The following is a 23,194-nucleotide window of genomic DNA, read 5'->3' as shown; positions in this document are numbered from 1 at the left end:
GGCCGGGACCGCGATGACACGAGCAGCACTTCTCGTCCTGGCCGACGGCCGCTTTCCCGCCGGGGGGCACGCGCACTCCGGCGGGGCCGAGGCGGCCGTCAAGGCGGGACGGATCACCGGGGCCGCGAGCCTGGAGGACTTCTGCCGGGGGCGACTGTACACGGCCGGGCTGGTCGCGGCCGCGCTCGCGGCGGCGGCCGCGTGCGGGGGCGACGCCGTGGAGCTGGACGCCGCCGCCGACGCCCGTACGCCGTCGCCCGCCCTGCGGGTCGCCGCGCGGAAGCTGGGGCGGCAGTTGATGCGGGCCGCCCGGGCCACGTGGCCTTCGGCGGAGCTGGATGAGCTGGCCCGGCGGTTTCCCAAGGGGGCCCATCAGCCGGTCGTGCTGGGGGTCGCCGCTCGGGCGGCGGGGCTGGGGGCCGTCGAGGCGGCGTACTGCGCGGCGTACGAGAGTGTGAGCGGGCCGGCGAGTGCGACGGTGCGGTTGCTGAGCCTGGACCCCTTCGACGCCACGGCCGTGCTGGCCCGGTTGGCGCCGGAGATGGACCGGGTGGTGGATCGGGCCGTGGAGGCGGGGCGAGGCGTTGTCGCGGGTGGGGTCGACGCGTTGCCGGCGGCTTCGGGGCCGTTGCTGGAGATCGGGGCGGAGGTGCATGCCGCTTGGGCCGTGCGGCTGTTCGCGTCGTGATTTCCTCGCCCCCGCCGCCCCTACCCGTCCCTTCCTGAAGGGGCTCCGCCCCTTCGACCCCACCGGGGCTGCCGCCCCGGACCCCGCATCGGCCTGAACGGCCTCGTCCTCAAACGCCGGACGGGCTGAAAGGGCCGCCGAACCCGTCAAGTTCGGCCCGAACGGTCTCGTCCTTAAACCCCGGACAGGCTGGAAGGGCCGCCGAACCGGTCAAGTTCGGCCCGAACGGCCTCGACTTCACAGGCCGGACGGGCTGGAAGGCCGCCGAGTCATCCAAGGAGCCGCCCCATGCATCTCGACCACTCCCACGACGGTCCCTCTGCCGTCAGTGCTGACGCCCGGCGGCCCGACGGGTCGCGGCGGGCGCTGCGTATCGGGCTCGGCGGGCCAGTTGGGTCCGGGAAGACGGCCACCGTCGCCGCGCTCTGCCGGGCGCTGCGCGAGGAGCTGTCCCTCGCCGTCGTCACCAATGACATCTACACGCGCGAGGACGCCGAGTTCCTGCTGCGGGAGGCCGTGTTGCCGCCCGAGCGGATCACCGCCGTGGAGACGGGGGCGTGCCCGCACACCGCGATCCGGGACGACATCTCCGCGAACCTGGAAGCCGTGGAGGACCTGGAGGACGAGGTCGGGCCCCTCGATCTGATCCTCGTCGAGTCCGGTGGCGACAACCTCACCGCCACGTTCTCCAAGGGGCTCGTCGACGCGCAGATCTTCGTGATCGACGTGGCCGGAGGGGACGACATCCCCCGCAAGGGCGGACCCGGCGTCACCACGGCCGACCTGCTCGTCGTCAACAAGACCGACCTCGCGCCGTACGTCGGCTCCGACCTGGCCCGGATGGCGGCCGACGCCAAGGCGCAGCGCGCCGAACTGCCGGTCGTCTTCCAGTCGCTGAGGAGCGAGCCCGGGGTGACGGACGTCGCCGCCTGGGTGCGGGCCCAACTCATGGCGTGGACCGCATGACGACCGCGGCCGGTGGCGTACGGGCGCACGCCCGGATCGTCGCCCGGGACGACGGCCGGGGCGGTACGTCGCTGCCGGTGCTCGACGGCGACGGGCCGCTGGCGCTCAGACGGACCCGGGGCAGCGGGGCCGAGGCGCGGGTCGTGCTCGTCGGCGCGATGAGCGGGCCGCTCGGCGGAGACCACTTCACCGTCGAGGCCGACGTCGAGGACGGCGCCAGGCTGCACGTCGGGTCGGCGGCCGCCACGATCGCGCTGCCGGGCCAGGGCAAGGGCGAGGCCCGCTACGACGTACGGCTGTCCGTGGCGGACGGCGGCGAACTGCGCTGGCTGCCCGAGCAGTTGATCTCCGCCCGGGGCAGCGACCTGCACGTCACGACCCACGTCGACGTCGGTGCGGCCGGGCGGCTGGTGCTGCGTGAGGAGCAGGTGCTCGGGCGGGTGGGGGAGGAGCCCGGACGGCTCGGCAGCCGGATCCGCGTGCGTGTGGCGGGACGCCTGGTGCTCGACCAGGAGCTGGCCTGCGGGCCCGGAGCGCCGGGTGGCTGGGACGGGCCCGCAGGGCTCGGTGGCTGCCGGGCGGTCGGGCAACTCGTCGTCGTACGGCCCGAGTTCGGTGAGAACCCGGTGGCGGCCCGGGTGCTGGGAGAGAACGCCGCGGTGCTGCCCCTGGCCGGGCCCGCCGCCCTGGTGAGCGCGGTGGCGGCCGACGCGCTGCGGCTGCGCGGACTGCTCGACGAGGCGCTCGACGCCCTCGCCTGAGCAGCGCCGCGCCGCTCGGCCGGATGCCGCGTCAGCTTATGGGCAGCCTCGGGAACCTGCGCTCCTTGTCCGCCTTGGCGGCCTTCGCCGCCGCTTCCTCCTCGGCCTTGACGACGGCCGCGTACTGGTCGACGTACTCCTGCTCGGACAGCGACAGGATCGCGTACATGATCTCGTCGGTCACCGCCCGCAGGATCGCCTTCTCGTTCTCCATGCCTTCGTAGCGGGAGAAGTCGAGGGGCTTGCCGAAGCGGATCTTCACCGGGTGGATGTTGGGGATGACCTTGCCGGGCGGCTGGGCCTCGAACGTGCCGATCATCGCGCAGGGGACGACCGGGACCCCCGCCTTGAGGGCCATCACGGCGACGCCGACCTTGCCCTTGTAGAGGCGGCCGTCGTGCGAGCGGGTGCCTTCGGGATAGATGCCGAGCAGCTCGTCCTTGCTCAGGACCCCGAGCCCCTCGCGGATCGCGGCCTGGCCCGCCTCCTTGCCGGTGCGGTCGACCGGGATCTGGCCGGCGCTGCGGAAGAACGCCGCGGTGAGGCGGCCCCTGATGCCGGGGCCGGTGAAGTACTCCTTCTTCGCCAGGAAGGTGATGCGCCGCTTGAGTATCGCCGGCATCAGGAAGTGGTCGGAGAACGACAGGTGGTTGCCGGCGACGATGGCCGCGCCCGTGGCCGGTACGTGCTCAAGGCCTTCTATTCGCGGCCGGAAGACCAGTCTCAGCAGCGGTCCCAACAATACGTATTTGAGTACGTAGTAGAACAAAGGGGCGCTCCTCACTCAGGGGGATCAGCTCGGGCCGCCGCGTTCTGGCAGGTCAACCAGCGTGCCATGGGGAGGCCAGTGTAGGCGCAGGGTTGAGCGGCCGGAACCGGGCCGGTTCGGACCGATACCGACTCATGCCGACTTTCCTGACCGGGTGTCAGGGGGTCGGTGGGCGGCGTCGTTTGCGGGCGGGGAGGACCGCCGGACCAGCCTGGTGTCCGGGACGGGCGCGCGGCAACCGGATGGCCGCGTTTGGCGTGATCACGATCGCGGGGCGGCAGGTGGTCCGTCCTCGCGGGCGGCCGTCGCCGCTGCCCGTCCATCACAGGCGCACGATGATCAGTGCCGTGTCATCGGTCGCGCCGCCCGGTGGCAGCAGCTCCAGCAGGACGGCGTCGGCGAGATCCTCCGGGTCGGCGGTGCGATGGCGGACCAGGGAGTCGGCGAGACGTCCCAGCCCGGTGTCGATGTCCTCGTGACGGCGTTCCACCAGGCCGTCCGTGTACAGCACGAGGGTGGCGCCGCTCGTGTAGGTGGTGACCGCCTGAGGTCGCGGAATCGGCTCGGGGCGGGCGTCCAGCGGCGGGTCGGTGGCCTGGTCGAGGAACTCCACCCGGCCGTCGGGATGGACCAGCACGGGCGGCGGATGACCCGCGCTGCTGTAGGTGATGGTGCAGGCGTCGAAGTCGATGAACGTCGTGACCGCGGTGGCCGATTCGGCGCCGTCGACGACATGGGCGTAGCGTCCCAGCACGTTCAGGGCCTGGGCCGGGCCGTCGGCGACCCGGGAGGCGGCGCTCAGCGCGCTGCGCAACTGCCCCATCACGCCGGCCGCGCCGAGTCCGTGCCCGACCACGTCGCCCACGGATACGCCGATGCGGTCGCCGCCGACCAGGTCGACCATGTCGTACCAGTCGCCGCACACGTTCAGCGCGCCGACCGCGGGCCGGTAGCGCACGGCGGCCCGGCGGGTGCGTACCTGCCGGCGCGGCGGCAGCATCGCCTCCTGGAGGGCGAGGGCCACCTCGCGCTCGCGGGCGTGGGACTGCCGCAGCCGTTCGTTGACCTCCTGGAGCTCACGTGCCCGCGTGTACAGCTCGGCCTCCAGCACCCGCGCCCGGCTGTTGCTGCCCGTGCCGCCGCGCAGCCGGATGAGTTCGGTGACCTCCTCCACCCGGTGCACGACGAGGGTCACCTTTCCGTCGGGGCCGAAGACGGGTGCGTTGACCGGGCTCCAGTAGCGCTCCGACCACTCACCGGGGGCATCCTCGACGTCGTAGCGCTGCAGCGCCATGGCGTCCCGTTCGCCGGTGGTCACCACGCGCATCATCGACGCCTGGAGGTTGCGCATGCCGGTGGCCGTGGTGTCGTTGGGGTTGTCTGGGAAGACGTCGAAGAGGTACCGGCCCACCAGCTCCGCCCGGGGGCGTCCGGACAGGCGCTGGAAGTCCTCGTTGGCATCGACGTAGACCAGCTCCGGGGTCAGCAGTGCCACCATTCCGGGCAGGCACTGGAAGACCGCCTCGTAGTCGACGGCCGTCTCGTTCATGGCTCCCGCCTCACCACCGGGGTCTGACCAGTTTTCCACGTGATATCGCGTATGTATCGATGTACTACATCTATGCCGGTTCGTCAGGTCGAGGTGGTTGATCCGTCAGCGGCTGCTCGGCCCAGATGATCTTCCCTTCGGGGACGAAGCGCGTGCCCCAGCGCTGGGTGAACTGGGACACCAGCAGCAGGCCGCGGCCACCCTCGTCCGTGGTGCGCGGATGGCGCAGGTGCGGGGCGGTCGCGCCGCCGTCGAAGACCTCGCAGACCAGCGCGCGCTCTCTGATCAGGCGCAGCCTGATGGGGCCGACGGCGTACCGGATCGCGTTGGTGACCAGCTCGCTGACCACCAGTTCCGTGGTGAACGCCAGATCGGCCAGGCCCCACTCCGCCAGCAGCCGGGCGGCCGTCTTACGGGCGTCGGCGACGGCCGCCGGATCCGCGGGCAGGTCCCAGTCGGCGACCTGCTCGGTGCCGAGCACCCGGGTGCGGGCCATCAGCAGCGCCACGTCGTCGTGCGGGCGGGCCGGCACCAGGGCGTCCACCACGGTCCGGCACCGGAGGTCGAGCGAGTCCGCGGGCGCCTCGAGGGCGCGCCGCAACCGGTCCCGGTCGCTGTCCCCGGAACAGTCGTCATCCTCCCGCGCCAGCAGCCCGTCGGTGTGCAGGACGAGCGTGCTGCCGGCCGCGAGTGCCAGCTCGACCGCCTCGAACGGCGGGCCGCCGACCCCGAGGGGCGCTCCCTGCGGAAGATCCACGAAGCTGACCTCGCCGTCGGGCATCACCACGGCGGGAGCCGGATGCCCCGCGGCCGCCATCGTGCACTGCCCGTCGACGGGGTCGTAGACGACGTACAGGCACCCGGACCCCACGGACTGGGCGACGGCGTCCTCCTCCGTGCTCGCCTCGACGCCCTCCTCGCGGGCCGACCGTGCGACCAGGTCGTCGAGATGGGCCAGCACCTCGTCCGGCGGCAGATCCAGCGCGGCGAGGGTCCGTACGGCGGTCCGCAGCCGTCCCATCGCCGCGGCGGCGTCGATGCCGTGCCCGGGCACCTCTCCCACCACCAGCGCGACGCGCCCGCCGGACAGTGTGATCAGGTCGTACCAGTCACCGCCGAGGCCGGTCAGCTCGTCGGCCGGGCGGTAGCAGGCGGCGACGTCCACCGCGTCCTGCTCCGGCAGTTGGTGGGGGAGCAGGCTGCGTTGCAGGACCAGTGCGGCGTCGCGCTCCCGTGTGTAGCGGCGGGCGTTGTCGACACAGACGGCCGCGCGCGCGACCAGGTCCTCCGCCAGGGTCAGGTCGTCCTCGTCGAAGGGGTCCCGGCGGCGGTGCCGGAAGAAGGTGGTGACGCCGAGGGTCACTCCCCGCGCGCGGATCGGCACGATCATCACGCTCTGCAGCCCCAGCTCCAGGAAGGTCGACGCCCGGCCGCCGGAGCCGCCGTCCGCCCAGTCCTCGGCGAGCGGGTCGAGACGTGCCTGACGCCAGGGCAAGGCCGTCATCAGGACCCGCATCGGCGGGGATCCGGCGGCATAGGCGGCCACGTCACCGACGGCGAAGGACGCCTCCGGCGCGTTCTCGTTCACCGACTGCTGCCCGGCGCGGCGCAGCGGAACCCCGGCCGGGTCGCCGGACGGCCCGGCGGTGAGCTCGGCGCCCGCCAGCACCGGTTCCAGCAGGTCCACCGAGACGAAGTCGGCGAACATCGGGACCGCCACGTCGGACAGCTCCTGCGCGGTCTGCATGATGTCCAGGCTGCGACCGATGTGCTCGCCGGCCCGGTCGAGCAGGGCGAGCCGCTGCCGGGCGCGATGCCGCTCGCTGACGTCGACAACCGTGTAGTAGACGCCCATCGGGTGCCCGTGCTCGTCCTCGAGCCGGGTGAACGACATCATGTGGGCCGTCTCCCGGTGCGGTGCGGACCGGACCAGACCCACGTGCTCGTAGCCCACCACCGGCTCGCCGGTCTCCAGCACACGGCGCATCTGCGCCTCGATCGACCGGGAGTTCAGACCCGGCTGGACGCTGGCGAGCCGCCGCCCCAGCCGGGTCCGCGCCGGGCCGCCGCCGAACTGCTCCAGGGCGGCGTTCGACCAGACGTACCGCAGATCGGTGTCCACGATCGCTATCCCGACGGGGGACCCGGTGACCATCTGCTCCAGCACGGTCCGGCTCATCGCCCACCCCGGGGCGTCACCCATCTCGGACAGCAGCACCAGCCAGCGCGACGGGCCGGGCGCCTCCTGGGCCGAGGTCACCCGCACCATCACCCTGACCTGCTCCCCGCCCCTGCGCACCGCGGCCAGCAGCCCCGACCAGCCGCCGTCCCTGCGGCACTGGCGCCCGAGGTCGGGCACGCGCAGGGCGTCCTCGGCCGACAGCAGCATCCCGGCCTTCGTGCCGACCACCTCGGCGGCGGAGTACTTCAGCAGCCTCTGCGCGTCCCTGGTCCAGCCCGTCACCCGCCCCTGCGCATCGAGCAGCACAGCCGCGGCGTCAGCCACGCCGAACCACTGCCGGGCAACGTCCTGCTCCTCGTATGTGCCCACGGCCGACCTCTCTGTCGCTGAGAGCGGTCTACCACCTCTTGTCCCCATCTTCACCCTTCAGCTCACACCTGCCTCTCTGCGAGGGCCGGGAGTGTGCGGGGGAGTGGGGTGGGGGCGGTGGGGCGGGGTGGAGTGCCGACAGCCCGGCCTCCGCTCGGAGAACCGGGCTGCCGGGCGGTGGTCCCCTAGCCGAGCACGCTCTCCAGCGCCCCCAGCGCCTCCGTCAGCTCCTGCGCGGTGATCGTCAGCGGGGGAGCGAGGCGGATCGTGGAGCCGTGGGTGTCCTTCACCAGGACGCCCTCGCGCATCAGGCGCTCGCCGATCTCGCGGCCCGTGCCGACCGCCGGGTCGATGTCGACGCCGGCCCACAGGCCGCGCGCCCGGAAGCCGACGACGCCCTTGCCGAGCAGCGCCGACAGACCGCCGCGCAGCACGACGCCCAGCTCGGTGGCCCGGCGCTGGAACTCGCCCGTCTCCAGCAACTCGACCACGGCCGTGCCGACCGCGGCGGCCAGCGGGTTGCCGCCGAACGTCGAGCCGTGCTCGCCCGGCCGCAGCACACCGAGCACCTCCCGGCGTGCCACCACCGCCGACACCGGCACGATGCCGCCGCCCAAGGCCTTGCCCAGCAGCAGCACGTCAGGCACGACCGACTCGTGCTCGACGGCGAGCGTACGGCCCGTGCGGCCGAGGCCCGACTGGATCTCGTCCGCGATGAAGAGGCAGCCCTTGCGGCCGGTCAGCTCGCGCACGCCGGCGAGGTAGCCGTTGTCCGGGATCAGCACACCCGCCTCGCCCTGGATGGGCTCCAGCAGCACCGCCGCCGTCGTCTCGTCGACCGCGGCCTCCAGCGCCGCCAGGTCGTTGTACGGCACGACCCGGAAGCCCGGTGTGAAGGGGCCGAAGCCCTGACGCGCGGTCTCGTCCGTGGAGAACGACACGATCGTCGTCGTACGGCCGTGGAAGTTGTCCGCGGCCACCACGATCGTCGCCTGATCGGCCGGGACGCCCTTCACCTCGTACGCCCACTTGCGGGCCACCTTGATGCCGCTCTCCACGGCCTCGGCGCCCGTGTTCATCGGCAGCACCATGTCCAGGCCGGTCAGCGCCGCCAGCCGCTCGGCGAACTCGGCCAGCCGGTCGTTGTGGAAGGCCCGGGACGTCAGCGTCAGCCGGTCGAGCTGGGCGTGCGCCGCCTCGATCAGCGCCGGATGGCGGTGGCCGAAGTTCAGCGCCGAGTAACCCGCCAGCATGTCGAGGTAGCGGCGGCCCTCGACGTCCTCCACCCAGGTGCCCTCGGCGCGGGAGACGACCACCGGCAGCGGATGGTAGTTGTGCGCCAGGACCGGTTCCTCGGCGCGGATCAGATCGGCTGACGAACGGGTCTGCGCGGGCGCGGTCATGAGCGGATCTCCTGAGTGCAGCACTTGATGCCACCGCCGGCCTTGCGGAACTCCGAAAGGTCGACGGAGACGGGGACATAGCCACGCTCGTCCAGTTGGGCGGCGAGCGCCTCGGCCTGGGGCGCGATGAAGACGTGCCGGCCGTCGGACACGGAGTTCAGGCCGAAGGCCGAGGCGTCGTCGCGGGTCGCGAGCACCGCGTCCGGGTACAGCTTCGCGAGCACCTCACGGCTGCCCGGCGAGAAGGCCTCCGGGTAGTAGGCGATGTTGTCGTCGTCGAGCACGAACAGCGCCGTGTCCAGGTGGTAGAAGTACGGATCCACCAGCGTCAGGCTGACCACGGGGTGGCCGAAGAACTCCTGCGCCTCCCGGTGCGCCTCACGGGTGGTGCGGAAACCGGTGCCGGCGAGCACGTAGCGGCCGGTCCACACCAGATCGCCCTCGCCCTCGCACACGGACTCCGGCCGGTACACGTCGAAGCCCGCCGTCTTGAACCACGTCTCGTAGTGCGTGGACTCCGGACGGCGCTCGGGCGCGTGGAAGAAGGAGCCGAAGACCCGGCCGCCGACGACGACCGCCGAGTTCGCGGCGAACACCATGTCGGGCAGACCGGCGACCGGCTCCAGCGTGTCGACCGCGTGACCGTGGGCACGGTAGGCGCGGATCAGCGACTGCCACTGATCCCGCGCCAGGTCGACGTCGACCTGGACGTCGGGTTGCATCCAGGGGTTGATCGCGTACTGCACGGCGAAATGTCTCGGTTCGCAGACCAGGAAGCGCCGCCGGCGCGGCACACGGGTTTCGGGCACAGAGGGGTTCCTCCGCTTCCTACGGTGTCGATGAGGATTGAGACCAAGGTAGGAAGACACGCCGACGCCCGACAAGAAACAAGAATTGCGTGTTCACGCAGGAATGCTGCGAATTCTGCGGCTTCAGCGCACGTCTGCTGCGTGATTCGCCGGACCGGTGTCCTCCGGCGGGACGGCCTGGGTGGCGCCCGCCTCCGGACTGTCCGGGATCAGGTGCGACAGCACCATCACGCTGATCGTCTTGCGGATGAACGGCTCGACACGAATGCGCTCCAGCACCTCCTCGAAGTGCTCCACGTCCCGCGCCCGCACATGCAGCAGCGCGTCCGCGCCCCCGGTCACCGTCATCGCCGCGGTGATCTCCGGATGGTTGCGGACCACCTCCGCGAGCCGCCGCGGCGGCGCCGCGCCCTCGCAGTACACCTCGACGTACGCCTCCGTACGCCAGCCGAGCGCCGACGGCTTGACCGTGGCCGTGAAGCCGGTGATCACGCCGGTCTCGCGCAGTCGGTCCACGCGCCGTTTGACCGCCGTCGCCGACAGCCCGACGCTCGAACCGATCTCCGCGAAACTCGTCCTGGCGTTCGCCATCAGAGCGGTGATGATCTTCCGGTCGAGTTCGTCGAAGGAGGCCGCGCCGCTGTTCATGAGGGCACTGTAAGCGGCACGGCACCCAGCGGAGACGTCCACGCAGGGCGCATGTCCAGGTGTGCCCACAGCTCTTACACTCCCGTCATGCTGCGCGCCCTGGCTGTCGACGACGAACGCCCCTCGCTGGAGGAGCTGCTGTACCTCCTGAACGCGGACCCGCGCATCGGCAGCGCGGAAGGCGCCGGCGACGCGACCGAGGCGCTGCGGCGGATCAACCGCGCCCTGGAGTCGGGGCCGCACGGCCCGGAGTCGATCGACGTCGTCTTCCTCGACATCAACATGCCCGGACTGGACGGCCTCGACCTGGCCCGCCTGCTCACCGGTCTCGCCAAGCCGCCGCTCGTCGTGTTCGTCACCGCCCACGAGGACTTCGCCGTCCAGGCCTTCGATCTCAAGGCCGTCGACTACGTCCTCAAGCCGGTGCGCAAGGAACGCCTCGCGGAAGCCGTACGCCGCGCCGCCGAGCTCCGCGACGCCGCTCCCCGAATACCCGTGAGCGAACCCGACCCCGACCACATCCCGGTCGAGCTGGGCGGCGTCACCCGCTTCGTCGCCGTCGAGGACATCACCCATGTCGAGGCTCAGGGCGACTACGCCCGCCTGCACACCGACAAGGGCAGCCACCTCGTCCGCATCCCCCTGTCGACCCTGGAGGAGCGCTGGCGCTCCCGCGGCTTCGTCCGCATCCACCGCCGCCACCTCGTCGCCCTGCGCCACATCGGCGAACTCCGCCTGGACGCGGGCACCGTCAGCGTCATGGTCGGCGCCGAGGAACTCCAGGTCAGCAGGCGCCACGCGCGCGAGCTGCGGGACCTGCTGATGAGGAGGTCGTAGCCGTGCCCAACCAGGACCCCGCCGAGCGCCGCGTCGTCGTCACCGGCCCGCCCCGCCGCAGCCGCCCCGCCTCCGGCTACTACCGCCCCCGCACCGAGATCGACGAGCAGACGACGCTGGGCCACACCTACGTACGGTCGCTGATGCGCACCCAGCTCCGCGCCGGCCTGACCGTGTTCGCGGTCCTCGGCCTGCTCATCGGCCCGCTGCCGCTGCTGTTCGCCGCCATGCCGGACGCCCGCGGCCTGGAGTGGCTCGTCCTCGGCTTCTGCCTCTACGCCCCGATGGTCCTCCTCGCCTGCTGGTACGTGCGGCGGGCCGAACGCAACGAGCGGGACTTCGTGCGCCTCGTCGAAGACCGCTGAGCGCTCCGCTGGAGGTGCCGCGATGCCCCGTCGATCGTCCGCCGCGCCGTCGTGGCCGGTCGCGCCCACGCGGCGGCAGCCGCACATAGAACACAGCCCCGCGCCCCCTCGGGGGCGCTGCCCCACCGGATCGGACTCTGCCCGACCTCCCAGACCGCTCGAGCCCGAGGAACGGACCCGGCCGTGAACTCCAGCTACGCCGTCCCCGCCGTCGCCCTGGTGGTCCTGGCGACCATCCTCGTCGGCGCCTTCGGCCTGCGCATATCCCGCACCACCTCCGACTTCTACGTCGCCTCCCGCACCGTCGGCCCCCGCCTCAACGCGGCCGCCATCAGCGGCGAGTACCTCTCCGCCGCGTCCTTCCTCGGCATCGCGGGCCTCCTGCTGGTCCAGGGCCCCGACATGCTCTGGTACCCGGTCGGCTACACCGCCGGATACCTCGTCCTGCTGCTGTTCGTCGCCGCCCCGCTGCGCCGCTCCGGCGCCTACACCCTGCCCGACTTCGCCGAGGCCCGGCTGTCCTCGCAGGCCGTGCGCCGGCTCGCGGGCGCCTTCGTCGTCGGCACCGGCTGGCTGTATCTCCTGCCCCAACTCCAGGGCGCCGGGCTGACGCTGACCGTGCTGACCGGCGCCCCCGACTCGCTCGGCGGGCTGATCGTCGCGGTCGTCGTCGTCGCCATCGTCGCCGCCGGCGGCATGCGCAGCATCACCTTCGTGCAGGCCTTCCAGTACTGGCTGAAACTGACCGCGCTGCTCGTCCCCGCCCTCTTCCTGATCCTCGCCTGGCAGGGCGACGGCGCCCCCCGGCACGCCTTCGACGAACCGGCGACCTTCCGCGAACAAAGCGTCGTCCGCGTCGACGACAGCATCAAGCTCAAGCTCGACCGGCCGCTCGACGTCACCGTGAGCGGCACGATCGACGGCCGCGACCACGAGGAGCAGAAACTCGAACTCCCCGCCGGCACCCACCACATCGAGGCCGGCACCCGGCTCACCTTCGCCAAGGGCGCCGAGGTCCCCGAACGCGACCGCGGCGCGGGTGGCGGCCTGTCCCCCTCGCAGGCCGAGAGCCGCGGCGAACGCCCGCTGTACGCCACGTACGGACTGATCCTCGCCACCTTCCTCGGCACCATGGGCCTGCCGCACGTCGTCGTCCGCTTCTACACCAGCCCGCACGGCGTCGCCGCCCGCCGCACCACCGTCGCCGTACTCGGCCTGATCGGCGCCTTCTACCTGCTGCCCCCGGTCTACGGCGCCCTCGGCCGCCTGTACGCCCCCGAACTCACCCTCACCGGCGACGCCGATGCGGCCGCCCTGCTGCTGCCCGACCGCATGATCGGCGGCCTCGGCGGCGACCTGCTCGGCGCGCTGGTCGCGGGCGGCGCCTTCGCCGCGTTCCTGTCCACGGCGTCCGGCCTGACCATGGCCGTCGCGGGCGTGCTCACCCAGGACGTCCTCCCGTCCCGCGGCGTACGCCACTTCCGGCTCGGCACGGTCCTCGCCATGGCCGTCCCGCTCGCCGCGAGCGTCCTGGTCGGCGGACTGCCGGTGGCCGACGCGGTGGGCCTCGCCTTCGCCGTGTCGGCGTCCTCGTTCTGCCCGCTCCTCGTCCTCGGCATCTGGTGGCGCCGGCTCACCCCGCCCGGCGCCGCGGCCGGGATGCTGGTCGGCGGCGGCTCCGCGCTGCTCGCCGTCGCAGCGACGATGGCCGGCTTCCCGGGCTCCGGCGCGGCCCACGCGCTGCTCGCCTGGCCCGCGCTCTGGTCGGTGCCGCTGGGCTTCCTCACGATGATCCTGGTGTCCCTGGCCACCCCGGGCCGGGTGCCGCCCGGTACGGCGGCGATCCTGGCCCGGTTCCATCTGCCGGAGGAACTGCGGGCGGAGGCGAAGGCATGAGCGGATTCCTCGCAGGCCTGTGCGTGGCGATCCTGCCGTTGCTCGCCGCCGGCTTCTGGCTCGGCCGCCGCACCGCCCGCCCCCAGAACCTCGGCGACCTCGGCACCCCCGTCGAGCACGCCACCTTCGAGACCCTGCACACCGCGTCCCTCGCCGCACCCCCGCTGCGGGCGGGACTCACCGAGGAGACCGCCCGCAAGTCCGCCCGTCGGCTGCGCTCACTCCTCGGCACCGACGCGCTGTGCCTGACCGACGAGCGGGACGTCCTGGTCTGGGACGGGGTCGGCGGCCATCACCGTACGGAGATCATGGAACTCCTCGCCGGGCCCCTGGAGTCCGGCCGCGGCGAGGCTTTCCCGCTCACCTGCGCCGCCCCCGACTGCCCCGTGCGCTGGGCGGTCGTCGCCCCGCTCACCGTCGACGACCGCGTCCACGGCGCCCTCGTCGCCTGCGCGCCCCGTGAGTCGGCGGTCCTGGTGCGGGCGGCGGGCGAGGTCGCCCGCTGGGTCTCCGTGCAACTGGAGCTGGCCGACCTCGACCGGTCCCGCACCCGGCTGATCGAGGCCGAGATCAAGGCGCTGCGGGCCCAGATCTCCCCGCACTTCATCTTCAACTCGCTCGCGGTCATCGCCAGCTTCGTGCGCACCGACCCCGAGCGCGCCCGTGAACTGCTCCTGGAGTTCGCCGACTTCACCCGCTACTCCTTCCGCAGGCACGGCGACTTCACCACCCTCGCCGACGAACTCCACGCCATCGACCACTACTTGGCACTCGTCCGGGCCCGCTTCGGCGACCGTCTCTCGGTGACCTTGCAGATCGCCCCGGAGGTGCTGCCGGTCGCCCTGCCCTTCCTGTGTCTCCAGCCGCTGGTGGAGAACGCGGTCAAGCACGGCCTGGAGGGCAAGGCCGACAAGTGCCACATCCAGATCACCGCACAGGACGCCGGCGCCGAGGCCCTCGTCGTCATCGAGGACGACGGCGCCGGCATGGACCCCGCGCTGCTGCGCCGCATCCTCGCGGGCGAGGACAGCCCGTCGGGCGGCATCGGACTGTCGAACGTCGACGACCGGCTCCGCCAGGTCTACGGCGACGACTACGGCCTCGTCATCGAGACCGCCCCGGGCGCGGGCATGAAAGTGACCGCCCGGCTGCCGAAGTACCAGCCGGGCGTGCACTCCGCCGGGCGACTCACCCGGCAGTGAGGCTCAGCTACCGCGGCTGGCGACCATCCCCAGGGTGATCAGCCCCAGCACCACCCACCCGAACCACAGCCAGCCATTGCTCCCGAGCGCCACCGTGTAGGCCGTCACCACGACTAGGCCGCCGACGGTGAGCACTCCCATCGCCTTCGTAGAACCGTCCGTAGAACCGGGCATCGCAACACCCTCCTAGGGTTCGTCCCCCTCCATGGTGCCCCCGTTCTGCCTCCGAACGGTGCACACGACGAAATGGGTGCCGTTCTTCCAGGGCCCCTCGCTCGTCCAGGAACCCGCCGTATAGACGGAAGGATCGAATCCGTAGTCGCGCGGCGGCACCTCGCGGGCGCACGCCGTGTCCGACTCCGTGCGCGCCTCGCTCAGCGTGACGTCGGCGCCCAACCGGGTGAATCCGAGCACCTGCTCGTCGTGCGGCTTCGCGCACGACACCAGGCGGGCGTCCCGGTGCGAGCGGACGTCCAGACAGTCCCGGCGCTGCATCGTCGCCGTGTCCGCGAACGCCGCCCCCGGCTTGCGATGCCCGCCCAGCGGCCCGTACACCGGCCCGTGCGCCCCGAGCACGAGACAAGCGGTACGCCGCCCGGCCGCCTCGAACCCGGCCTCGGTCGGCACGACGGCGAAGCTGCGCACGTCCGCGAGCCGCCCGCGCAGCTCCCGCGTCCGCTCCTCGCACGCAGCCGGCCCGTCCCGCCGCGCCTCGGCCGCCGACGCGGTCGCGACGAACGCCATCACCTGCCCGTCGGGTGCGTTCTCGCCGCAACCGGAGTCGAGGCTCAGCCGGGGCGTGCCCTGGAAGGCAGCCGTGCCGGTCCAGTCGGCGAGCACGCAGTCGCCGCCCTTCAGCGGTGCCCCGAGCCCCACGGCGGCCCCATACGGCCGCTGCGTGCCGCCGGAGTCCGACTCCCGGGACATGGCGTACCAGACGCCGGCCCCCGCGAGCGCCAGCCCGAGCAGGCCGGCGAGGACCGCGTGCAGGACGCGAGGGCGGGTCCGGTGACCGGCACCGGACCCGGGAACCAAGCCCAGCGGCCCACCGGGAGGCTGCGTCGGTGAACCGCCGGGCTTTGCGCCCACCGTGCCGGAGCCTGGGCCGTGCGGCGCGCCGGGACGTCCGGACGGGGGACTGAAGCCCTGAACACCACCCGGCCGCCCGGACCCCGGCGGCGAGCCGAACCCCACCGGATCGGGCGCCGGCCCCGCAGGCGGCGCACCGCCCCAGTGCGGCAGTGAACCGAGGTCGGTCTGCGTCCGCGCGTACGCGTCGGCCTCCGGCGTGACGATCCGTGAGAGCGCCGCCTCCGTCTCCGCGGCCGGCATGCGCCGCGCCGGATCCTTCTCCAGCAGCGCCCACAGGACGGGCCCCAGCGCCCCTGCCCGCCCGGCCGCGCCGGGTTCCTCCATGACCACCGCCGTCAGCTCCGCCAGATGCGACTCGCGGTCGAATGGACCGTGGCCCTCGACGGCGTAGTACAGCGTGCAGCCCAGCGAGAACAGGTCGGTGGCCGGCGTGGGCGCCCCACCCGTGACCCGCTCCGGCGCCAGATAGCCCGACGTCCCCACGAGCACCGACGCCAGCGTGTACCGCGTCTCACCGGCGTCCGGCTGCACCGAGATGCCGTAGTCGGTGAGCAGCACCCGTCCGTACGGTGCCCCGGTGCGGTCCGGCGCCAGCAGGATGTTCGCCGGTTTCACGTCCCGGTGCAGGACGCCCCGCTCGTGCCCGGCGGTCAGCGCGTCCAGCACGGCGAGCCCGATGCGGGCGCACTCCGCGGGCGCCAGCGGGCCGCGCCGGTCGACCAGATCACGCAGGTTGACGGCGCCCTCGACGTACTCCATGACGATCCACGGCAGGCCTTCGTGCTCCAGCACGTCGTGCACGGTCACCACATGCGGATGCCCGCGCAGCCCCGCCGCGTGCCTGGCCTCGGCGCGGGCCCTGGCCACCCGGGCCTCGAGCTCGTCGGCCTCGGCCGGGTCCCGGAACACGATCTCCTTGAGCGCGACCTCGCAGGCGAGTCTGCGGTCGTGGGCGAGCCAGACATGGCCCATTCCGCCGCTGCCGAGCGGGTTCAGCAGCAGATAACGGCCGGCGATGACCCGGCCCACTCCCGACGTCGGTGATCCTGAGGGCATCCGGTGACTCCCGGGTTCTGCGGGTGTGCGCTGAGCGCGTGGAGGCTAGGCGGAGGTGCTCGCGGTGTTCGGGGCACCGCTCGCGGGCGGACTCGTGGCGGGCCCGTCGGTGCCGGGTCGGCTTGTGGCGGGCTCGCCGGTCCCGGGCGGCGGTGCGCTGCTGGTGACCGTCGGCGGCGGTGTGCTGGTCTGCGGCGGGGTGCTGGGCGGTGACGGAGGTGCCGAGCTCGTCGTGGGCGACTTGGTCGACGCGGGCGGCGAGGAGCCGGCCGGCGGCGCCGTGGACGAGGTACCCGAGGACGGGGGCCCGCTCGTGGGGCCCGGACCGGAGGTGTCGGAGCTGCTGGGCCCGGAACCGCTCGGGCCGGAGCCACCGGGCCCTGAGCTGCTGGGGCCGGAGCCGCTCGGCCCGGGACTTCCCGAGCCCGAGGCGGAGCCGGACGGCGACGAGCCCGAGGGTGGTGCCGGCGTCGAGGCCGACGGATCCCGCGTCGAAGGGGACGACCCCGAGCCCGGGGGAGTGGACGTCGACCCGTCGGAGCTGCCCCCGGCCACGCTCAGCGTCACGTACTCGCCGAACCGCAGCTCGGTCCCGGCCGGCGGATCCGACGCCGTCACCCGGGCGCCGTCCGGCGGCAGCCCCCCGCCCGCGAAGGCGACGGCCAGCCCCTGGTCGGCCAGCTTCCGGCTCGCCTGCCCGAACGTCGCCCCCGCGAGAGCGGGCACCGCGCGGCGCTCGCGCGTGTCGAAGGCGGTGTCCTTCTCGCCGGTGGTGCCGACGGGACGGGTGATGCCGCGGTCCGGTTCATGGACGTCGACGAGGGCGAGCCGTTCCACTTTCCGCGTCGCGGGCCGCACGGCCACCACGGAGGACTCCTCGTAGCCCTTCCACTCCTCGTTGCGGTCGTCGAACTCGACCTTTATCCGGGTCGTGTCACCCTCGAAGGGCCGCAGTGGATTTCCGCACGAACACTTCACCGCGGGAAGCCCCTGCTCGTCGACGAGAATGGCGATTCCCGTCTGGAGCAGCGCGTTGAAGGGGGCGGCCTTTCCCTTTTTGTAGTCGTGGTTCTTCACGAGCGTGTCGTGACGCAGGAGAACCGGAGTGAGGCGATCGAGATATCTGGGAATCTCGTCCGTGTTGATGGAGAGCGCGGTTGCCCACGCCTGTGCCTTGCGGTCATTTGCGGGATCGGTGAGAAACTCCTTGAGCCGTTCGACATCACAGACCGTCGGCTGCTTGGATCCCCCGTACAGACCCGGCGTGTCCCCCTGCTGCAGACCGCCGTGCGCCGTCTGCGCCGTGACCTGCGCGTCGTCCCGCCCGAGCCCCTGGTTCTCGTCGAAGAAGGGGGCCAGCGAGGGAACTCCCGCGGCCACTGCCTTCACCAGGAACAGCGGTGTGTCCCGATCGCACGCACCGAGCGCCAGAACGAGGACCAATAGGACGGCGATCCTCCGAATCACCGCTATTGAGGACCTGTGTACGAAAACATGAAACGCCATGACCGCTCCCCCCGGCGGTTCCCCCGACGCGCTTCATGCTACTGAAAGGTGAAGCCTTTCGGTTTCGTCAGTTCCCGCGTGCGTTCAATGAGGCCAAATAGGCGTTGTACGCCTCGAGTTCCTTGTCGCCGTCGCGGTCGGCGGCCCGGTCCTTGCGCTTGGCCTGCCGCTGCTCGGAGCCGTACCACTGGAACAGCAGCGCGATCAGCACCAGCACGGACGGAATCTCACTGAACGCCCAGGCGATACCGCCGGCCGCGTTCTGGTCGGAGAGCGCGTCGATGCCGAGCGAGGCGGGCGGGTTCTTGAACGTCTCGACCATCGGCTCCGTCGCCATCATCAACGCGATACCGAAGAACGCGTGGAAGGGCATTCCGGCGAACAGCTCCAGCATCCGCATCAGATACCCCGGCCGGTGCGGACCGGGATCCACGCCGATGATCGGCCAGAAGAACACCACGCCCACGGCCAGGAAGTGCACCATCATCGCGATGTGCCCCGTCTTCGAGCCCATCAGGAAGTCGAAGATCGGCGTGAAGTACAGCGCGTAAAGGCTGGCGATGAACAGTGGAATGGTGAACGCCGGATGCGTGATGATCCGCATGTAGCGGCTGTGCAGCAGGGCCAGGAGCCATTCCCGCGGCCCCTTGCGCCCCCGCCCGGCGGGTGGCATCGCGCGCAGTGCCAGTGTGATGGGCGCACCGAGCAGGATCAGGATCGGCGACAGCATGCTGATCACCATGTGCTGCACCATGTGCACGCTGAACATGACCATTCCGTAGTCATTCAGCCCGGTGCACATCACGAGCATCACGGACAGCACTCCGACGACATAGGAGACGGTCCGCCCCACGGGCCATTTGTCCCCACGCCGGCGCAACCGCACGACCCCCCACGCATAGAGCGCGAGCCCCGCAAGACAGGCGACGAGAAAGAACGGGTCCGCTGACCACACAAGCCCCCGCCCCAGCGTGAACGGCGGCAGATCCATCATCATGCCGTGCCCGCCGTGATCCATCCTGCGGCTCCTGTTTCGTGGGGGTTGTGCAAGTCTGTCCGCCCCAGACTAGAACTACCCCCGGCCACCTTTGTGACCGGGGGTAGGACAGCCGACCAGGGTGCGGGGAACTGCGCGGCAAGCCACGAAGCACCCGCACCCGGCGACTAGACAGAACCCCTTACGGCGAGGCCCTTACAGCACGCACTCAGCCTCTTCGTACCGATTCGCCGGCACAGTCTTCAACGTCTCCACGGCCTCGGCCAGCGGCACCATCACGATGTCCGTCCCCTGGAGCGCCGTCATATGACCGAACTCCCCGCGATGCACGGCCTCCACCGCATGCCACCCGAACCGAGTGGCCAGCACCCTGTCGTACGCCGTGGGCGTCCCACCGCGCTGCACATGCCCCAGAATCACCGGCCGCGCTTCCTTGCCGAGCCGTTCCTCCAGCTCGATCGAGAGCTGACGGGCGATCCCGGCGAACCGCTCGTGCCCGTAGATGTCCTTGCCGCCCTCGTCGAACGCCATGGATCCGGGCCGCGGCTTGGCGCCCTCGGCAGCCACGACGATCGCGAAGCGCTTGCCCGCCTGGAACCGCTCCCCGACGACCCGGGTCAACTCGTCGATGTCGAAGGGCCGTTCCGGTACGACGACGGCGTGCGCGCCGGCCGCCATGCCGGAGTGCAGCGCGATCCAGCCGGTGTGCCGGCCCATGACCTCGACCACCAGGACGCGCTGGTGGGACTCGGCGGTGGTCTTGAGCCGGTCCAGGGCCTCGGTCGCCACGGTCACCGCCGTGTCGAAGCCGAAGGTCACGTCGGTGACGGCGATGTCGTTGTCGATGGTCTTGGGCACACCCACCACGGGCAGGCCGCTGTCCGACATCAGCCGGGCCGCCTTCAGCGTGCCCTCACCGCCGATCGGGATGATCGCGTCGAGGCCTAGTTCCTCGACATGGCCCTTGGCCCGCTCCACACCGTCCCGCAGATGGGACGGCTGGACCCGGGAGGAACCGAGGATCGTGCCGCCGCGGGCGAGGATGCCGCCCACCGCGTCGAGGTCGAGCTTGAGGTAGTCGCACTCCAAGAGGCCCTTCCAGCCGTCCCGGAAGCCGATGACCTCGTCGCCGTGGTCGACGACGGCACGGTGCACGACGGACCGGATGACGGCGTTCAGGCCGGGGCAGTCGCCGCCGGACGTGAGGACACCAATGCGCATAGCCCGAAAAACCTTCTCAACGTGGGCCGGGACCGGACCACGCTGTCCGGCTCGAATCCCCGCCACCCTAGCGGCATCGAGGGGCGGGGCCGAACCGTGCGTCCGCCTGCTGGACGACCCCGCTCACCTGTGCGGACGTGCCGTCAGACGGGCTGCCGGCGAGTGTGTTCAGGCAGGCTGCTGCGCGGCCGAGATGCGCTCGCTGCGCAGCGCCTCGTACCACCGGTCGTCGGTCGGCGGCAGCGCGTTCACGTCGAGCGCCAGCTTCAGCAGCAGGTCGGCGATCAGCGGATTGCGCGCGAGCACCGGACCGTGCATGTACGTACCGAAGACGGTGTCGTTGTACGCGCCCTCCGTGCCGTCACCCGTACCGTTGCCGTTGCCGAGGCGGACCTGGGCGAAGGGGCGGGCGGTCGGGCCGAGGTGGGTGACGCCCTGGTGGTTCTCGAATCCGGTCAGCGGCGGCAGACCCAGGCGCGGGTCGATGTCGCCGAGCACGTCACCGACGCACCGGGCCCCTTCACCGCGCACGGACACCACGTCGATCAGCCCGAGGCCGGGCTCGCGCTGACCGAGGTCGTTGATGAACTCGTGGCCGAGGATCTGGTAGCCGGCGCAGACCGAGAACACGATGGCGCCGTTCTCCACGGCCCGGTGCAGACCGCCGTCCCGGCGCAGCCGCTCGGCCGCCAGCCGCTGCGGACGGTCCTCACCGCCGCCGATCAGGTAGATGTCGCCGGACGTCGGGATCGGCTGGTCGCTGCGCACGTCGAGGCGGGCCACGTCGAGGCCGCGCTGGCGGGCACGGCGCTCCACGACGAGGACGTTGCCCTGGTCGCCGTAGGTGCTGAGCAGGTCCGGGTAGATCCAGACGACCCGCAGTTGGTTGTCGCTCACTTAAGTCCCCTGAAGTCTCGTGCTCAGTTGCCGACCCGGCGGCGCAGGTCCTGGAACGCGGTGTAGTTGGCGATGACCTCGATCCGGCCCGGCGGGCACTTCTGCACGGCCTGGTCGAGGTTCTCGCACACCTGGAACTGCTGGTTGGCAACCTCCAGGCGGACCGCGAGGTCGAGCCTGCGGTCGCCGATGACGCAGATCGGGTGCCCGGTCAGCCGCGTGTAGTCGACGTCCCACAGCCAGGAGGTGTCCGTGCCGTCGGCTCCGCGCGCGTTCACCGAGAGGATCACCGGGGTCGGCGGCGGGTCGATGAGGGAGAACGTCTCCAGCCAGCCGGCCGGGTTCTTGGCCAGCAGCAGGCGCAGATCCCGCCCCTCGAACTGCACGACGTCATAGCGCCCGGCGACGGCCTGCACCTGGTACATGCGCTCAAGGGCCACCTGCGGCGGCACCCCGAAGACGGCGGCGACGGCGGCCGAGGAGGTGGCGTTGGCCTTGTTGGCACGCCCCGGCAACTGGAGATGGATCGGCCAGGCCGAGCCGTGCGGGTCCAGGACATGGTCGCCGGACAGGGCCCAGCTCGGCGTCGGACGGCGGAAGCCGCACTCGCCGCAGAACCAGTCGTCCCCGGGCCGCTGCATCACACCGCCGCAGGACGGGCAGGACCAGGCGTCGTCTTTCCACATCTGCCCGGCGGCGACCCAGATCACGTTGGGGGACGACGACGCGGCCCACACGACCAGCGGGTCATCCGCGTTGGCCACGATCACGGCCTTCGAACCCGACAGCCCCTCGCGCCAGTTCTCGGCGAGCATCCGGGTCTCGGCGGCCCGGTCGAGCTGGTCGCGCGAGAGGTTGAGCAGCGCGATGCACTTCGGGTCCGTGTCCCGGGCGACGCCGGCGAGGTACTTCTCGTCGACCTCGATGACGCCGTAGCGGGCTTCCGAGCCGCCGGCGAGCGCCGAGGTGATGCCCGCGGGCATGTTGGCGCCCAGGGCGTTGGAGACGACCGGTCCGGCGGCCCGCAGGGCCTCCGCGATCAGCCGGGTCGTGGTGGTCTTGCCGTTGGTCGCCGAGACCAGGACCACGTCCAGGTTCTGCGCGAGCCTGGCGAGGAGGTCGGGGTCGAGTTTGAGCGCCACCCGGCCGCCGATCACCGAACCGCTGCCGCGCCCTGCGGCGCGCGATGCCGCCGCGACCGCCTTGCCCGCGGTCACGGCGATCTTGGCCCGCGGCGTGAGCGGGTCCGAGTTGCCTGCCATCAGTTCTCGATCCTCCTTGCGTACGCGCCGCGCCTGAAGCCCTACGGCAACGTGGTGGTGGTCAGCCTATCGAGATCCATTCGCACTCCCGAATCGCCGTACCCTTGCCGCCATGCGCAACGCCTCCATTCCGGGCACTCACGGACGTGTTCGGCCCCTGACCCTGCTCGGAAACCCCGTCCTGCACGCCCCCTGCGAGGAGGTCACCGACTTCGGCCCGGAACTGGCGAGGCTCGTGGACGACTTGTTCGCGACGATGTACGCCGCGCAGGGCGTGGGCCTCGCCGCCAACCAGGTGGGGGAGTCGCTGCGGGTCTTCGTATACGACTGTCCCGACGACGAGGACGTACGACACCTCGGGCATGTGGTGAACCCACGGCTGGTGGAGGCGGACGGTGTGGTGATCCGAGGGCCGGAGGGGTGCCTGTCCCTGCCGGGTCTGGAGGCGGGGACGGAGCGGTACGACCATGCGGTGGTCGAGGGTTTCACGGTGACGGGGGAGCCGGTGACGATCCACGGGACGGGTTTCTTCGCGAGGTGCTTGCAGCATGAGTGCGACCACTTGGACGGGAGGGTCTACGCGGACCGCGTGGCGGGCTGGCGCCACAGACGCTTGATGCGACAAGTGGCGCGAGCCTCTTGGCGGGCGGACGCACCCGCCTAGGGGCACGGGGCTGTATCAATTTGCGGCTCCGCCGCGCGGGCGCGACCAGCCCCCA

21 protein-coding genes are annotated in these 23,194 nt (G+C 71.8%); 8 read left to right on the top strand and 13 right to left on the bottom strand.

Features of this window, described 5'->3' with window-relative positions; genetic code table 11:
* Positions 1-13: 13 nt before the first annotated feature.
* The 3 genes from ACZ69Q_RS14010 (at position 14) to ACZ69Q_RS14000 (ending at position 2,415) form a co-directional block, all read left to right on the top strand.
* A complete protein-coding gene (locus tag ACZ69Q_RS14010) occupies positions 14-688 on the top strand; it encodes an urease accessory protein UreF (RefSeq protein WP_471041250.1) in 675 nt (224 codons plus the stop codon).
* A 288-nt stretch (positions 689-976) separates the two neighbouring features.
* Positions 977-1,654 carry an urease accessory protein UreG gene (gene ureG, locus ACZ69Q_RS14005; RefSeq protein ID WP_471041249.1) on the top strand — a complete coding sequence of 226 codons (678 nt, stop codon included), beginning with the start codon at positions 977-979 and terminating at the stop codon, positions 1,652-1,654.
* Positions 1,651-2,415: an urease accessory protein UreD gene (locus tag ACZ69Q_RS14000; protein WP_471041248.1), complete on the top strand. Its 765-nt coding sequence runs from the start codon at positions 1,651-1,653 to the stop codon at positions 2,413-2,415. Before ureG ends, ACZ69Q_RS14000 begins: the two co-directional genes overlap by 4 nt.
* A 31-nt stretch (positions 2,416-2,446) precedes the next feature.
* On the opposite strand, the gene ACZ69Q_RS13995 is transcribed toward ACZ69Q_RS14000, so the two are convergent.
* The 6 genes from ACZ69Q_RS13995 to ACZ69Q_RS13970 all read right to left on the bottom strand — a co-directional run bounded on the left by ACZ69Q_RS13995 (position 2,447) and on the right by ACZ69Q_RS13970 (position 10,144).
* Positions 2,447-3,184, bottom strand: coding sequence for a lysophospholipid acyltransferase family protein (locus ACZ69Q_RS13995; protein WP_471041247.1), 738 nt, complete (start codon positions 3,182-3,184; stop codon positions 2,447-2,449).
* Positions 3,185-3,506: 322 nt separating this feature from the next.
* A complete protein-coding gene (locus ACZ69Q_RS13990) occupies positions 3,507-4,733 on the bottom strand; it encodes a PP2C family protein-serine/threonine phosphatase (protein WP_471041246.1) in 1,227 nt (408 codons plus the stop codon).
* Between the two features lie 70 nt (positions 4,734-4,803).
* A complete protein-coding gene (locus ACZ69Q_RS13985; protein ID WP_471041245.1) occupies positions 4,804-7,284 on the bottom strand; it encodes a SpoIIE family protein phosphatase in 2,481 nt (826 codons plus the stop codon).
* A 185-nt stretch (positions 7,285-7,469) separates the two neighbouring features.
* Entirely contained in the window at positions 7,470-8,687 is a 1,218-nt protein-coding gene (gene rocD, locus ACZ69Q_RS13980; RefSeq protein WP_471041243.1) for an ornithine--oxo-acid transaminase, read from the bottom strand.
* The gene (gene ddaH, locus ACZ69Q_RS13975; protein ID WP_471041242.1) at positions 8,684-9,496 is read right to left on the bottom strand and encodes a dimethylargininase; all 813 of its coding nucleotides are present in this window, start codon (positions 9,494-9,496) and stop codon (positions 8,684-8,686) included. The genes rocD and ddaH overlap by 4 nt, the downstream gene beginning before the upstream one ends.
* Positions 9,497-9,619: 123 nt before the next feature.
* Positions 9,620-10,144: an Lrp/AsnC family transcriptional regulator gene (locus ACZ69Q_RS13970; protein ID WP_471041241.1), complete on the bottom strand. Its 525-nt coding sequence runs from the start codon at positions 10,142-10,144 to the stop codon at positions 9,620-9,622.
* Positions 10,145-10,231: 87 nt separating this feature from the next.
* On the opposite strand from ACZ69Q_RS13970, the gene ACZ69Q_RS13965 reads away from it, so the two are divergent.
* The 4 genes from ACZ69Q_RS13965 (at position 10,232) to ACZ69Q_RS13950 (ending at position 14,444) form a co-directional block, all read left to right on the top strand.
* Complete coding sequence (locus ACZ69Q_RS13965) at positions 10,232-10,981, top strand: LytR/AlgR family response regulator transcription factor (RefSeq protein WP_471041240.1); 750 nt, start codon at positions 10,232-10,234, stop codon at positions 10,979-10,981.
* A gap of 2 nt (positions 10,982-10,983) precedes the next feature.
* Complete coding sequence (locus ACZ69Q_RS13960) at positions 10,984-11,346, top strand: hypothetical protein (RefSeq protein ID WP_471041238.1); 363 nt, start codon at positions 10,984-10,986, stop codon at positions 11,344-11,346.
* A 183-nt stretch (positions 11,347-11,529) separates the two neighbouring features.
* Complete coding sequence (locus ACZ69Q_RS13955) at positions 11,530-13,242, top strand: sodium/solute symporter (protein ID WP_471041236.1); 1,713 nt, start codon at positions 11,530-11,532, stop codon at positions 13,240-13,242.
* On the top strand, positions 13,239-14,444 hold the full coding sequence (locus tag ACZ69Q_RS13950; RefSeq protein WP_471041235.1) for a sensor histidine kinase: 1,206 nt from the start codon (positions 13,239-13,241) through the stop codon (positions 14,442-14,444). Before ACZ69Q_RS13955 ends, ACZ69Q_RS13950 begins: the two co-directional genes overlap by 4 nt.
* A 3-nt stretch (positions 14,445-14,447) precedes the next feature.
* Here ACZ69Q_RS13950 and ACZ69Q_RS13945 read toward each other — a convergent pair whose 3' ends face one another.
* The 7 genes from ACZ69Q_RS13945 to ACZ69Q_RS13915 all read right to left on the bottom strand — a co-directional run bounded on the left by ACZ69Q_RS13945 (position 14,448) and on the right by ACZ69Q_RS13915 (position 22,475).
* Positions 14,448-14,618 (bottom strand): hypothetical protein, encoded by a 171-nt coding sequence (locus ACZ69Q_RS13945; RefSeq protein ID WP_471041233.1) that lies wholly within the window; start codon positions 14,616-14,618, stop codon positions 14,448-14,450.
* A gap of 12 nt (positions 14,619-14,630) precedes the next feature.
* A complete protein-coding gene (locus ACZ69Q_RS13940) occupies positions 14,631-16,592 on the bottom strand; it encodes a serine/threonine-protein kinase (protein WP_471041231.1) in 1,962 nt (653 codons plus the stop codon).
* A 45-nt stretch (positions 16,593-16,637) separates the two neighbouring features.
* Positions 16,638-18,035, bottom strand: a complete 1,398-nt coding sequence (locus ACZ69Q_RS13935; protein ID WP_471041230.1) for a DUF6777 domain-containing protein — start codon at positions 18,033-18,035, stop codon at positions 16,638-16,640.
* 130 nt (positions 18,036-18,165) lie between these two features.
* A complete protein-coding gene (locus ACZ69Q_RS13930; RefSeq protein ID WP_471041229.1) occupies positions 18,166-19,116 on the bottom strand; it encodes a cytochrome c oxidase assembly protein in 951 nt (316 codons plus the stop codon).
* 174 nt (positions 19,117-19,290) lie between these two features.
* Entirely contained in the window at positions 19,291-20,316 is a 1,026-nt protein-coding gene (locus tag ACZ69Q_RS13925; RefSeq protein WP_471041228.1) for a 6-phosphofructokinase, read from the bottom strand.
* A gap of 168 nt (positions 20,317-20,484) precedes the next feature.
* Positions 20,485-21,213: a type 1 glutamine amidotransferase gene (locus ACZ69Q_RS13920; protein ID WP_471041226.1), complete on the bottom strand. Its 729-nt coding sequence runs from the start codon at positions 21,211-21,213 to the stop codon at positions 20,485-20,487.
* Between the two features lie 23 nt (positions 21,214-21,236).
* Positions 21,237-22,475 carry a MurT ligase domain-containing protein gene (locus tag ACZ69Q_RS13915; protein WP_471041224.1) on the bottom strand — a complete coding sequence of 413 codons (1,239 nt, stop codon included), beginning with the start codon at positions 22,473-22,475 and terminating at the stop codon, positions 21,237-21,239.
* A gap of 112 nt (positions 22,476-22,587) precedes the next feature.
* Here ACZ69Q_RS13915 and def point away from each other — a divergent pair, with 112 nt between their 5' ends.
* Entirely contained in the window at positions 22,588-23,139 is a 552-nt protein-coding gene (def, locus tag ACZ69Q_RS13910) for a peptide deformylase (protein WP_471041222.1), read from the top strand.
* Positions 23,140-23,194 lie beyond the last annotated feature (55 nt).

The sequence above is a fragment of the Streptomyces sp. NPDC036764 genome (assembly GCF_055609385.1).
The sequence above is the reverse complement of the archived record's forward strand: the minus strand, read 5'-3'. Positions and strand labels throughout refer to the sequence as shown.